General features: G+C 62.6%; 10 protein-coding genes. 7 read left to right on the top strand and 3 right to left on the bottom strand.

The window, feature by feature from the left end; translation table 11 throughout:
- Positions 1-16: 16 nt before the first annotated feature.
- Positions 17-775, bottom strand: coding sequence for a class I SAM-dependent methyltransferase (locus tag ABM562_RS14400; protein WP_115087894.1), 759 nt, complete (start codon positions 773-775; stop codon positions 17-19).
- A 79-nt stretch (positions 776-854) separates the two neighbouring features.
- Here ABM562_RS14400 and gloB point away from each other — a divergent pair, with 79 nt between their 5' ends.
- From gloB to ABM562_RS14365, 7 genes are all read left to right on the top strand, one after another.
- A complete protein-coding gene (gloB, locus tag ABM562_RS14395) occupies positions 855-1,634 on the top strand; it encodes a hydroxyacylglutathione hydrolase (protein ID WP_233674505.1) in 780 nt (259 codons plus the stop codon).
- A gap of 99 nt (positions 1,635-1,733) precedes the next feature.
- A complete protein-coding gene (locus ABM562_RS14390; protein ID WP_258578976.1) occupies positions 1,734-3,155 on the top strand; it encodes a transglycosylase SLT domain-containing protein in 1,422 nt (473 codons plus the stop codon).
- 123 nt (positions 3,156-3,278) lie between these two features.
- Complete coding sequence (locus tag ABM562_RS14385; protein ID WP_205125915.1) at positions 3,279-5,111, top strand: extracellular solute-binding protein; 1,833 nt, start codon at positions 3,279-3,281, stop codon at positions 5,109-5,111.
- Entirely contained in the window at positions 5,108-6,961 is a 1,854-nt protein-coding gene (locus ABM562_RS14380) for an extracellular solute-binding protein (protein ID WP_460422408.1), read from the top strand. Before ABM562_RS14385 ends, ABM562_RS14380 begins: the two co-directional genes overlap by 4 nt.
- A gap of 1 nt (position 6,962) precedes the next feature.
- Positions 6,963-8,036 carry a microcin C ABC transporter permease YejB gene (locus ABM562_RS14375; RefSeq protein ID WP_134063464.1) on the top strand — a complete coding sequence of 358 codons (1,074 nt, stop codon included), beginning with the start codon at positions 6,963-6,965 and terminating at the stop codon, positions 8,034-8,036.
- A 1-nt stretch (position 8,037) separates the two neighbouring features.
- Positions 8,038-9,057, top strand: coding sequence for an ABC transporter permease (locus tag ABM562_RS14370; RefSeq protein WP_115087899.1), 1,020 nt, complete (start codon positions 8,038-8,040; stop codon positions 9,055-9,057).
- 1 nt (position 9,058) lies between these two features.
- A complete protein-coding gene (locus ABM562_RS14365; RefSeq protein WP_115087900.1) occupies positions 9,059-10,666 on the top strand; it encodes an ABC transporter ATP-binding protein in 1,608 nt (535 codons plus the stop codon).
- 134 nt (positions 10,667-10,800) lie between these two features.
- On the opposite strand, the gene ABM562_RS14360 is transcribed toward ABM562_RS14365, so the two are convergent.
- Positions 10,801-12,672, bottom strand: a complete 1,872-nt coding sequence (locus ABM562_RS14360) for a SurA N-terminal domain-containing protein (protein WP_460422405.1) — start codon at positions 12,670-12,672, stop codon at positions 10,801-10,803.
- Positions 12,673-12,870: 198 nt separating this feature from the next.
- On the bottom strand, positions 12,871-13,143 hold the full coding sequence (locus ABM562_RS14355) for an HU family DNA-binding protein (protein WP_115087902.1): 273 nt from the start codon (positions 13,141-13,143) through the stop codon (positions 12,871-12,873).
- Between the last annotated feature and the right edge of the window lie 115 nt (positions 13,144-13,258).

Here is a 13,258-nt window from a genome sequence, read left to right as displayed (position 1 = left end):
CCTTGGGGCCCGGAGCTCAGGGTTCGGAATGGCGCCGGTTGACCTTGGCCATCGGCAGCGGCAGCAGCTTGCCCATCGGCTCACGGCGCTCCAGGCGCAGGGGCCGCAAGCCGACCACCATCTTGCGCGCCACCAGCAGGTAGACACCGCCACCGGCACTCTGCCAGCCACCGGCGATCCGCTCCCAACCGGCCAGGCGCTGTTGCCAGGCGGGGGATGCGAGCGGCGGACGATAGCACCCGAAGCGGCGTTTCTCCAGCGCGAAGCCCAGCAGGTTGAGCCAGTCGCCAACCCGCGACGGGGAAATGCAGCGCGCCTTGCGCAGGGCATCATGGGCAAACACCCGGCGCACGCCCCAACTGCTCCAGGGGTTGATACCGACGATCAGCAGATGGCCGCCCGGGCGCACGCTGCTCGCGGCTTCACGCAGCAGGCCATGGGGCGACAGGCTGAAGTCCAGGCCATGCTGCAGTACCACGACATCGGCGGCATGCTCGCTCAGTGGCCAGGCCTGTTCTTCGCAGACAATCTCGACCCCGGGCAGCGGCGCGCCCAAGCGCACGTTGCGCTGCACCTGCGGGGCCTTGGGCGGCGCTTCGGCGCAGGGGCCGTAGTGCACCAGGTAACCACCGAAGTAACGCCCCAGTTCTTCCTCGAGCAGGCGTTGTTCCTCCTTGAGCATAAGTTGCCCGAGGGGGCCGGCGAACCAGTCGCGGGCCAGGCTGATCAGCTCCAGCCACTGCGGATCGGCCTGGGCGAAGGCTTGATCGGTCATTGCAGTCTCCCTTGAAGGTTCTCGACAGCGCGCATAGCTACTAAGATGCACCCATGTCCACCGTTTGGCGAATCGCACCATGATACAGATCGATGCCCTGCCCGCTTTCAACGATAACTACATCTGGTTGTTACAAGATTCTGCCAACCAGCGTTGCGCGGTGGTCGATCCGGGCGATGCAGCACCGGTACTGGCCTGGCTTGAACGCCATCCCGGCTGGCAACTGAGCGACATCCTCGTTACCCATCACCATCACGACCATGTCGGTGGCGTCGAGCAGCTCAAGGCGCAAACCGGCGCCACCGTGTACGGCCCTGCCCACGAGCGCATCCCCGGCCGCGACCAGGCCCTCGACGACAACGCCAGCGTGCGCGTTCTGGGTCTGGATTTCCAGATCATCGCCGTGCCTGGACACACCCTGGGACACATTGCCTATTATTGCCAGCAGACGGCCACGCCCGTGCTGTTCTGTGGCGATACCCTGTTCGCCGCCGGTTGCGGGCGCCTCTTCGAAGGCACGCCGGAGCAGATGCACCACTCCCTGCAACGCCTGGCCGCCCTGCCTGGCGAGACCCTGGTGTATTGCACTCACGAGTACACCCTCAGCAACCTGCGCTTTGCCCAGGCCGTGGAGCCTGGCAACCCGCACATTGCCCAACGCTTTGCCGACGTTACCCAGTTAAGGGCGCAGGATCGCATCACGTTGCCGTCAACCCTGGACCTGGAAAAGCTGACAAACCCTTTCCTGCGGACCACCGAAACATCCGTTAAAGAAAAACTAGACGAACGGAATGGCCCGATAAACCCCACGCCAAGTGCTGTTTTTGCTGGGTTACGTGCTTGGAAAGATAGGTTCTAAACAGCCCCTGCTGGTGACGGAAAGTTCTGAAAGGTTGACCGTTGGGGGGCCGCTTTCTAGAATCGCCCGACATTTTTGCCCGGAACTTCGTCCCAGCCAATGTCGTCCAATAGCCGCAGAACCTTCAATTCCGTCGCCCTGACGCGCCTGGCCCAAGCCAGTGCGCTAGCCCTGGCCGCCACTCTCGTGGGCTGCCAGAGCACCCGTCAAGTCGACGAATCCGACAGCGTTCGCGCGCACAACTACCAGGCACGGGCCAAGCAGAAACCGCTGATCGTACCGGTCAAGCCGGTCGAGCAGGCGCCTCAGGACGTCTGGGAACGCATGCGCCAGGGCTTTGTGCTGCAGGACGGCGTTGCGGTCAACCCGCGTATCGAACAGCAGCGCCTGTGGTTCGCCAGCAACCCCTCGTTCCTCGAGAACGCCGGCGACCGTGGCAGCCTGTACATCCACTACATCGTCGAACGCCTCGAAGAGCGCAACATGCCGCTGGAGCTGGCCCTGCTGCCGGCGATCGAGAGCGCCTACAACCCCATGGCCTATTCGCGGGCCCATGCGGTAGGCCTGTGGCAGTTCATCCCCTCCACCGGGCGTTACTTCAACCTGCGCCAGACCCGCTTCTACGATGGCCGTCGCGACATCACCGCCTCGACCAACGCCGCGCTGGACTACCTGAACCGTCTGCACGACATGTTCAACGGTGACTGGCTGCTGGCCCTGGCGGCCTACAACGCCGGTGAAGGCACGGTCAGCCGCGCCATCGAGCGCAATGAGAAGCTCGGCCTGCCAACCGACTACTGGAACCTGCCGCTGCCGAAGGAAACCCGCGACTACGTACCCAAGCTGCTGGCCCTGTCGCAGGTGGTGATGACACCGCAGGCCTATGGCGTCAACCTCAACCCGATTGCCAACGAACCCTACTTCGAGGCCGTGGCGATCAAGGATCGCCTCGACCTGTCGCGAGTCGCCGCCCTGGCCGAGATCGACGAAGACGAACTGTTCCAGCTCAACCCGGCGTTCAAGAAGCGCATGACCGTCGACGGCCCGCAGCAGCTGCTGGTGCCGACCGCCAAGGCGCAACTGCTGACCGCCTCGCTGTCGAACATGAAGCCTGAAGAGCTGCTCAGCCTGCAGCCGAAAAAAGCCGTATTCGAAGCCGCCCTGGCCGAGGCTGCGCCGCGCACCACCACGATCCGCAACAGCCGTTACCGGGTCAAGCGTGGCGACAACCTGGCCAGCATCGCCAAGGCCAACAAGGTCAGCGTCAAGGACCTGCAACGCTGGAACAAGCTCTCCGGCAAAAACCTCAAGGCCGGCCAGACCCTGGTGATGCAGAGCACCCAGCCGGTTGGCGCGAAGAACCAGAAGAAATCCACCCAGTACAAGGTGCGCAAAGGCGACTCGCTGTACCTGGTGGCCAAGCGCTTCAACGTCGAGATGCAGCACCTCAAGCGCTGGAATCCACGCAGCGGCCACGCCCTCAAGCCGGGCCAGACCCTGACCGTCTACCTCAACCATTGAGGTCCGCGCTCCGGTCAGTGACCGGAGCCGCCTGGCCCGCCCCACGCGGCACTCTTTTTCCAGTCGATACAAGCTGTTACTGTATCTGGAATAAAGCCCAAGCCGCCTGGATCGGATCTCGACTTGATACGTCCCCTCCTGTTGCTGTCACTCAGCCTGGCCTTGAGCTTTCCCGCGGGCGCGACAATCAGCGAAAGCCACGGTTACGCCCAGTTCGGCACGCTCAAGTATCCAGCCAAATTCACCCACTTCGACTGGGTCAATCCGCAAGCGCCCAAGGGCGGCACCTTGCGGGCCATGGCATTTGGCACCTTCGACACCCTCAACCCCTATACCTTCAAGGGCTCAAGCCCGGTCACCACGCCGAACTTCCTGCAGTACGGGGTGAGCGAGCTGAACGAAACCCTGATGGTCGGCACCGGCCAGTACGACCCGTCCGGCGATGAGGCCACGTCCAGCTATGGCCTGATCGCAGGCTCCGTCGAATACAGCGACGACCGTAGCTGGGTGGTGTTCAACCTGCGCCCCGAGGCGCATTTTCACGATGGCAAGCCGATCACCGCCGCCGACGTGGCGTTCTCCTATCGCACCCTGCTCAAGGAAGGTCACCCGATCTACCGGACCAACCTGCAGGAAGTACAGCGCGTCGACATCCTCAACCCGAGACGCATCCGCTTCGTCTTCAAGCGCGCCGGCAATCCGCTGCTGATCCTGCGCCTGGGCGAGATGCCGGTGCTGCCGGCGCATTACTGGAAAGGCCGCGACTTCAAGGCCACCACCTTCGAGCCGCCGCTGGGCAGCGGCCCGTACCGCATCACCCAGGTGCAGCCGGGGCGGCGCCTGGTGTTCGAGCGGGTAAAGAACTACTGGGGCAAGGACCTGGCGGTCAACCGCGGCAAGTACAACGTCGACCGCGTCGAGTACGAGTTCTATCGCGACAGCGCGGTGGCCTTCGAAGCCTTCAAGGCCGGCGAGTTCGACATTTACATCGAGCACCAGGCGAAGAACTGGGCCAACGGCTACAACTTCCCGGCGGTACGTCGCGGCGATGTGATCAAGGCGCAGATCCCGCACAAGATCCCGACCCAGACCCAGGGCCTGTTCATGAACAGCCGCCGGGCGACCTTCAGCGATGCGCGGGTGCGTCAGGCACTGGGGTTGATGCTCGACTTCGAATGGACCAACCGCGCCCTGTTCAGCAGCGCCTACCAACGCGCCAGCAGCTACTACCCCAACAGCGAGTTCGCTGCCAGCGGCCTGCCGGTGGGCAAGGAGTGGCTGCTGCTGGCCCCTTACCGCAAGCAACTGCCCACGGCGCTGTTCACCGAGCCGTACAAGGTCAGCCACACCGACGGGCGTGGCATCAACCGCCAGACCCTGCGCCAGGCCCTCGACTTGCTCGGCCAGGCCGGCTGGAAGCTCACAGGGCCGCGCCTGCTCAACAGTGCCGGGCAACCCTTGAAGCTGGAGCTGTTGCTGGTCAATCCGAACCTTGAACGGATCCTGCAACCTTATGTCGAAAATCTCGCCAGTATCGGCATCGAAGCGCGCTTGCGCACCGTAGACCGGGCCCAGTACAAACAACGCCTGGACCAGTTCGATTTCGACATGATTCTGATGACCCTGAACCAGACCCTGAGCCCAGGCCTTGAACAATGGCTGTACTTTCACTCAAGCCAGGCCTCGACCAAGGGCAGCAAGAACTATGCTGGCGTGAAAGACCCGGTGGTCGATCACCTGCTCGACACCCTGCTGGCCGCCCAGAGCCGCGAAGACCAAGTGGCTGCGGCGCGCGCCCTGGACCGGGTGCTGCTGTGGCAGTACTACATGATTCCCAACTGGTATCTCGACAACCACCGCCTGGCCTACCGCAATCGCTTTGCCTTTGTGGCCACGCCGCCCTACACCCTGGGGCTCAACAGCTGGTGGATCAAGCCTTCGGAGAAAGCCCAATGATGCCAATGTCCCGCCTGCGCCTGAAGGCCTGCGCACTGCTGCTGGCCTGCCTTGGCGGCCAGGCACTGGCTGCACCGCAACACGCCTTGACCCTCTACGACGAAGCGCCGAAATACCCGGCCAGCTTCAAGCACTTCGACTACGTCAACCCCGACGCGCCCAAGGGCGGCACCTTTCGCCAGGCCGGCTTCGGCGGTTTCGACAGCCTCAACCCGTTCATCAACAAGGGCGTAGCCGCCGACGACATCGGCCTGATCTACGACACCCTGATGACCCAGAGCCTGGATGAACCTTTCACCGAGTACGGCCTGGTCGCCGGCAAGATCGAAAAAGCCCCGGACAACAGCTGGGTGCGCTTCTACCTGCGCCCCGAAGCGCGTTTTCATGACGGCCACCCGATGCACGCCGAAGACGTGGTGTTCACCTTCAACACCCTGATCAAGCACGGCGCACCGCTGTACCGCGGCTACTACGCCGATGTCGCCGAAGTGATCGCCGAAGACCCGCAGCGGGTGTTGTTCAAGTTCAAGCACAGCAACAACCGCGAACTGCCGCTGATCCTCGGCCAGTTGCCGGTATTGCCCAAGCACTTCTGGGAAAGCCGCGAGTTCACCAAGGGCAACCTGGAAATCCCCCTGGGCAGCGGCCCGTACAAGGTCGCCGAGGTCAAGCCGGGGCGCTCGATCCGCTACGAGCGGGTCAAGGACTACTGGGGCAAGGACCTGGCGGTCAACCGTGGTTTCTACAACTTCGACGAGATGACCACCGACTACTACCGCGACAGCGCAGTCACCCTCGAAGCGCTCAAGGCCGGCCAGTTCGACTACCGCCTGGAAACCGCAGCGAAGAGCTGGGCCACCGCCTATGACGTGCCGGCAGTGCGGCAGAAGCGCCTGATCCTCGAAGAGTTGCCCAACGGCAACCCGACCGGCATGCAGGGCTTTATCTACAACATTCGCCGCCCGCTGTTCCAGGATGTGCGGGTACGTGAAGCACTGAGCCTGCTGCTGGACTTCGAATGGACCAACAAGCAGCTGTTCAACGGTGCCTACACCCGCACCCGCAGCTACTTCGAGAACTCCGACATGGCCGCCCGCGACCTGCCCGACGCCGCCGAGCTGAAGATTCTCGAACCGCTGCGCGGCAAGATCCCCGACCTGGTGTTCACCCAGGCCTTTGCCAACCCGGTTACCGATGGCAGCGGCATGATCCGCGAACAGCAGCGCAAGGCCTACAAGCTGCTGCAGGAGGCTGGCTGGCGCATTGTCGACGACAAGATGGTCGACGCCCAGGGCAAGCCGGTGTCCATTGAATTTCTCCTGGCGCAGACCGAATTCGAGCGCATCCTGCTGCCGTTCAAGCGCAACCTGGCGGACCTGGGTATCGACCTGGTGATTCGCCGGGTCGATGTCTCGCAATACATCAACCGCCTGCGCTCGCGGGATTTCGACATGATCGTCGGCGGCTACCCGCAGTCCAACTCCCCGGGTAACGAGCAACGCGAGTTCTGGCAGAGCGCCGCCGCCGACAATCCCGGCAGCCGCAACTTCATCGGCCTGAAAGACCCGGCCATCGACACCCTGGTGGAGCAACTGATCAACGCCGATTCGCGACAGAGCCTGATCGAGCACTCGCGCGCCCTGGACCGGGTGCTGCAATGGGGCTACTACGTGATCCCCAACTGGCACATCAAGACCTGGCGCGTGGCCTACTGGAACCACATCGGCCACCCCAAGGTTTCGCCCAAGTACGACATCGGTATCAACACCTGGTGGATCAAGCCCGATGTCGAGCCGGTAGTGCCGCTGAACCCGGCGCCCGAAGCGCAAGCGGCCGAAGGGGCGAAATAGCATGCTGGCCTATATCTTTCGCCGTTTGCTGCTGATCATCCCGACCCTGCTGGGCATCCTGATCATCAACTTCATCATCATCCAGGCCGCCCCCGGCGGCCCGGTGGAACAGATGATCGCCAAGCTCGAAGGCTTCGAGGGCGCCACCAGTCGTATCGCCGGTGGCGGCGCCGAAGTCTCCGTGGCCGGCTCCAACTACCGCGGCGCCCAGGGCCTGGACCCGGCACTGATCAAGGAAATCGAGCAGATGTACGGCTTCGACAAGTCGGCGCCGGAACGCTTGTGGATCATGATCAAGAACTACGCCCGGCTGGATTTTGGCGACAGCTTCTTTCGCGATGCCAAGGTCATCGACCTGATCATCGAAAAGATGCCGGTGTCGATCTCCCTGGGGCTATGGAGCACGCTGATCATGTACCTGGTGTCGATCCCCCTGGGAATCGCCAAGGCCACCCGTCACGGCAGCCACTTCGATGTCTGGACCAGCTCGGCGATCATCATCGGCTACGCCATCCCCGCTTTCCTGTTCGCCATCCTGCTGATCGTGCTGTTCGCCGGCGGCAGCTACCTGGACTGGTTCCCGTTGCGCGGCCTGACCTCGAACAACTTCGACGAGCTGAGCACCACCGGCAAGTTGCTCGACTACTTCTGGCACCTGGTGCTGCCGGTAACCGCGCTGGTGATCGGCAACTTCGCAACCATGACCCTGCTGACCAAGAACAGCTTCCTCGACGAAATCAACAAGCAGTACGTAGTCACCGCCAAGGCCAAGGGCCTGAGCCCCAACCGCGTGCTCTACGGTCATGTCTTCCGCAATGCCATGCTGCTGGTGATCGCCGGCTTTCCCTCGGCGTTCATCGGCATCTTCTTCACCGGCTCCTTGCTGATCGAGGTGATCTTCTCCCTCGACGGCCTGGGCCTGATGAGTTTCGAGGCGGCGATCAACCGCGACTACCCGGTGGTCTTCGGCACCCTGTTCATCTTCACCCTGCTCGGGCTGGTGGTGAAGCTGATCGGCGACCTGACCTACACCCTGGTCGACCCACGCATCGACTTCGACAGCCGGGAGCACTGAGATGAACCTGTCACCTCTGAATCGCCGGCGCTTCGAGCGCTTCAAGGCCAACCGCCGCGGTTGGTGGTCGCTGTGGCTGTTCCTGATCCTGTTCGGCCTGAGCCTGGGCGCCGAACTGATCGCCAACGACAAGCCCCTGGCCGTGCGCTACGACGGCGAATGGTATTTCCCGGCGCTCAAGCGCTACCCGGAAACCACGTTCGGCGGCGAGTTCCCGCTGGAAGCCAACTACAAGAGCCCGTACATCCGCGAGCTGCTCGCCGCCAAGGACAGCTTCGTGCTGTGGGCGCCGATCCCGTTCGGCTACCAGAGCATCAACTACGACCTCAAGGTCCCGGCCCCTGCCCCGCCGTCGGCGCAGAACTGGCTGGGCACCGACGACCAGGGCCGCGACGTGCTGGCACGGGTCATCTATGGTTTCCGTATCTCGGTGCTGTTTGCCCTGACCCTGACCATCCTCAGCTCGATCATCGGCGTGATCGCCGGCGCCCTGCAGGGCTTTTACGGCGGCTGGGTGGACCTGGTCGGGCAGCGCTTCCTGGAAATCTGGTCGGGACTGCCGGTGCTGTACCTGTTGATCATCCTCGCCAGTTTCGTGCAACCGAACTTCTGGTGGCTGCTGGGGATCATGTTGCTGTTCTCGTGGATGAGCCTGGTGGATGTGGTACGCGCCGAGTTCCTGCGCGGACGCAACCTTGAATACGTGCGTGCGGCGCGGGCACTGGGCATGCAGAACGGCGCGATCATGTACCGGCATATCCTGCCCAACGCGATGATCTCGACCATGACCTTCATGCCGTTCATTCTCACTGGCGCCATCGGCACCCTGACCGCCCTGGACTTCCTCGGCTTCGGCCTGCCGCCCGGTGCGCCATCGCTGGGTGAGCTGGTAGCCCAGGGCAAGTCCAACCTGCAAGCGCCCTGGCTAGGCATGAGCGCATTTGCCGTGCTGGCGCTGATGCTCAGCCTGCTGGTGTTCATCGGCGAGTCCGCCCGCGATGCCTTCGACCCGAGGAAATGAGATGAGCAAGGAAACCTTGATCGAAGTCCGCGACCTGGCCGTCGAGTTCGTCACCGGCGATCAATGCCAGCGGGTGGTCGAAGGCGTCAGCTTCGACATCCGCCGCGGCGAAACCCTGGCCCTGGTCGGCGAAAGCGGTTCGGGCAAGTCGGTGACAGCGCACTCGATCCTGCGCCTGCTGCCCTACCCCCTGGCCCGGCACCCGAGCGGCAGCATCCTGTTCGAGGGTAACGACCTGCTGACCCTCGACGAGAAAAAGATGCGGCGCATTCGCGGCAACCGCGTGGCGATGATCTTCCAGGAGCCGATGACTTCGCTCAACCCGCTGCACAACATCGAAAAGCAGATCAACGAGATCCTCCTGCTGCACAAGGGCCTGCGCGGCAAGGCGGCCACTGAGCGCACCCTGGAGCTGCTGGCGATGGTCGGCATACCCGAGCCCCACAAACGTCTCAAAGCGCTGCCACACGAGCTCTCAGGCGGTCAGAGACAGCGTGTGATGATCGCCATGGCCCTGGCCAACGAGCCCGACCTGCTGATCGCCGACGAACCGACCACGGCGCTGGACGTCACCGTGCAGTTGAAGATCCTCGAACTGCTCAAATCGCTGCAGGCCCGCCTGGGCATGGCCCTGCTACTGATCAGCCACGACCTCAACCTGGTCAAGCGCATCGCCCACCGGGTCTGCGTGATGCAAAAGGGCCAGATCGTCGAACAGGCCGATTGCGAAGAACTGTTCCGCAACCCCAAACACCCCTACACGCAGATGCTTCTCGGAGCCGAGCCCAGCGGCGGCCCGGCCGGCAACCCGCCTGGCGCACCGATGCTGCAGGTCGAGGACCTGCGCGTCTGGTTCCCGATCAAGAAGGGCCTGCTGCGGCGCACCGTCGATTACGTCAAGGCGGTCGACGGCATCAACTTCGATCTGCCCCAGGGCCAGACCCTGGGCATCGTTGGCGAGAGCGGCTCGGGCAAGTCGACCCTGGGCCTGGCGATCCTGCGCCTGCTCGGCAGCCAGGGCAGCATCCGCTTCCAGGGTACGGCCCTGGAAAACCTGACCCAGCAACAGATACGCCCCCTGCGCCGGCAGATGCAGGTGGTTTTCCAGGACCCGTTCGGCAGCCTCAGCCCGCGCATGTGCGTCAGCGATATTGTCGGCGAAGGCCTGCGCATCCACCGCATGGGCAGCGCCGCCGAGCAGGAACAGGCGATCATTGCCGCCTTGCAGGAAGTAGGGCTCGACCCGCAGGCGCGGCATCGTTATCCGCACGAGTTCTCCGGCGGTCAACGTCAGCGGATTGCCATCGCCCGGGCATTGGTGCTCAAGCCTGCGCTGATCCTGCTTGATGAGCCCACCTCGGCATTGGACCGTACCGTGCAGCGCCAGGTGGTGGAACTGCTGCGCTCATTGCAGAGCAAATACAACCTCACCTACCTGTTCATCAGCCACGACCTCGCGGTGGTCAAGGCGCTCAGTCATCAGCTGATGGTGGTCAAGCAAGGTCAGGTGGTGGAGCAAGGGGTGGCGGCGGATATCTTTGCCGATCCGCAGCATGCGTATACACGGCAGTTGCTGGAGGCAGCGTTTCTGGCGCCAACACCGGCCTAGTCGCGTCGCCTGGATTGCGCCCGCTTCGCGCTCGATCGCTGGCAAGCCAGCTCCCACAGGGGCCAGTACATTCCTAGACCCTGAAAACAAAAAAGGCCGCATCAGCGGCCTTTTCTGTTTCAAGCATCAAGCACTCAGTAGCGAGTGATATCCGCCTTGGCTTCCAACTGCTTGCGGTACGCCGCGAAGTCCTGCTGGCCAGCACGCGAAGCGAGGAAGCGGCGGTAGGTCGCCTTCTCTTCTTCAGTGGCCGCAGCGCCTTCGTTGACGCCGTTCAGGCGCAGTACCACCAGGCTACCGTCCGCCAGGGTGACGCTGGTGTACACCGGCTTGTCCTTGGCTTCTGGCTTGCTCATGCGGAACACCGCCTGCAGCTCGACCGGGTCGATACCTTCCTGGCTGCGCGACACCGCTTCCTGGACCTTCCAGGCTTGACCCTCCTGGCTGGCCGCCAGGGCAATCTTGCCATCGCGCAGACCGGCGATCAGGGCATCGGCCTTGGTCTTCAGAGCGGCAGTCGCCTGCTCTTTGGCCAGGTGCTTGCGGATGCTCTCGGAGACGACTTCAAGGCCCAGTTGCTCAGGCTTGCGGTGTTCCTTGACGCGCAGCACCACGATGGTTTCCGGATCCAGCTCGATCGCCGTGCTGTTGGAACCCTCTTCCAGCACTTCGGTGCTGAACGCGGCCTGGATCACGGCACGGTTGGCAGTGATGCCTTCGCCGCCTTCGCGACCGAACGCTGGCGAGGTGTGCACGTTGAGGCCCAGTTCCTGAGCCGGCTGGGCCAGGTCGGAGGCTTCGAATGCCGAGTCTTCCAGTTGCTTGGTCACTTCGACGAAGCGCTGTTCGACCTGCTGGGTCTTGAGCTCACGGGTCAGCTTGTCTTTCAGGCTGTCGAAGCTTGGCACTTCAGGCGCCTGCACATCGAGCAGCTTGATCAGGTGGAAACCGTATTCGGTACGCACCGGCCCCGAGACCTGGTCCTTGTTCAGCGCATACAGCGCATCTTCGAAGGCCGGATCATAGACGCCCTGCCCGGCATAGCCGAGGTCACCGCCGTTGCTGGCCGAGCCCGGGTCCTGGGAGAATTCCTTGGCCAGGGTGGCAAAGCTTTCGCCCTTGGCCAGACGCGCCTGGATCTCTTCGATCTTGGCCTTGGCCTGGCCCTCGTTCACCTTGTCGTTGATTTCGACAAGGATATGCGCGGCATGACGCTGCTCGGCGAGGTTGGCGATTTCTTTCTCATACAGTGCCTTGAGCTCGTCCTGGTTGACTTCAACCTGGTCGAAGAACGCGGATTTCTTCAGCTCGATGTAGTCGATGACGACCTGATCGGGGCTCATGAATTCCTTGGCGTGCTCGTCGTAGTGAGCCTTGATCTGCTCGTCGGTGACCTTGACCGCGGCCGGGTCGGCCTTGAACGTCAGCGAGGCGAAATCACGGGTCTGCTTTTCCAGGCGGGCAAAGGCGTCGACCTGGTCATCGGTGACAAAACCGCTGCCGGCAAGGCCGGTGCGCAGTTGGCCGATGAGCATTTCCTGGGCCAGCATTTCGCGGAATTGCAGACGGCCGTAGCCCATCTGGCGAATGACCTGGTCGAAACGCTCGGCGCTGAACTTGCCATCTTCCTGGAACTCAGGCGTTTGCAGGATCAGTTGGTCGAGGGCCGCCTCGGAGAAAGCGAACTTGGCGTCTTCGGCGCCCTGGAGCAGCAACTTGCGATCGATCAGCCCCTTGAGCGCGGCTTCACGCAGCATTTGCTCGTTGAGCATGGCCGGATCGAAATCCTTGCCCAGCTGTTGCATCAGCTGCCGACGTTGCATGTCGACGGCCTGGCTCAGCTCGTTCTGGCTGATCGTGTCGCCATTGACCTTGGCAGCGTCCTGGCTGTTGGTGGTGGCCTGGAAGATGGCATCGAAGCCGGTCAGTGCCATCAAGGCTACGATGACACCGATGATGGTCTTGGCAATCCAACCTTGTGAATTGTCCCTGATATTCTGCAGCATGCGTCCCCCAGAAACGGTTGTACTGAATGAACCAACCGTGGAGCGTGGGTAGAGTCCTGATAGAAGAAAGGCGCATCCGAGGATGCGCCTTCTCGTAACTGGCCGAGCGCCGGGAACCTGATATCAGGCCTCCCGGCGCTCGGCAGCCGGCCCAGGCGTGAGCCTGGCTCGGTTAGGCGTGAGCCTGAAGGAAGCGACTTAGTTGACGGCTTCTTTCAGTGCCTTGCCAGCCTTGAAGCCAGGCTTCTTGGCGGCAGGGATTTCCAGGGTCTTGCCGGTTTGCGGGTTGCGGCCGGTGCGAGCTGGACGGTCGGTGACGGAGAAGGTACCGAAACCTACCAGTACCACGGAGTCACCTGCCTTCAGGGCGCCGGTGACGGAATCAATTACTGCGTCCAGCGCTTTGCCAGCGGCAGCTTTCGAAATATCAGCAGATGCGGCGATAGCGTCAATCAGTTCCGACTTGTTCACTCTAAGTCCCCTTATATCTCTATTGAGTTTGTTTCTAAGTATGTAATGAAAAGCTAAACGAGCGCTGGGTGGCCTGTTGACACTTAAGTGCCGCTTTATAACAAGGGCCTGAAAA

The sequence above is a fragment of the Pseudomonas sp. ZL2 genome (assembly GCF_054788455.1).
The sequence above is the reverse complement of the archived record's forward strand: the minus strand, read 5'-3'. Positions and strand labels throughout refer to the sequence as shown.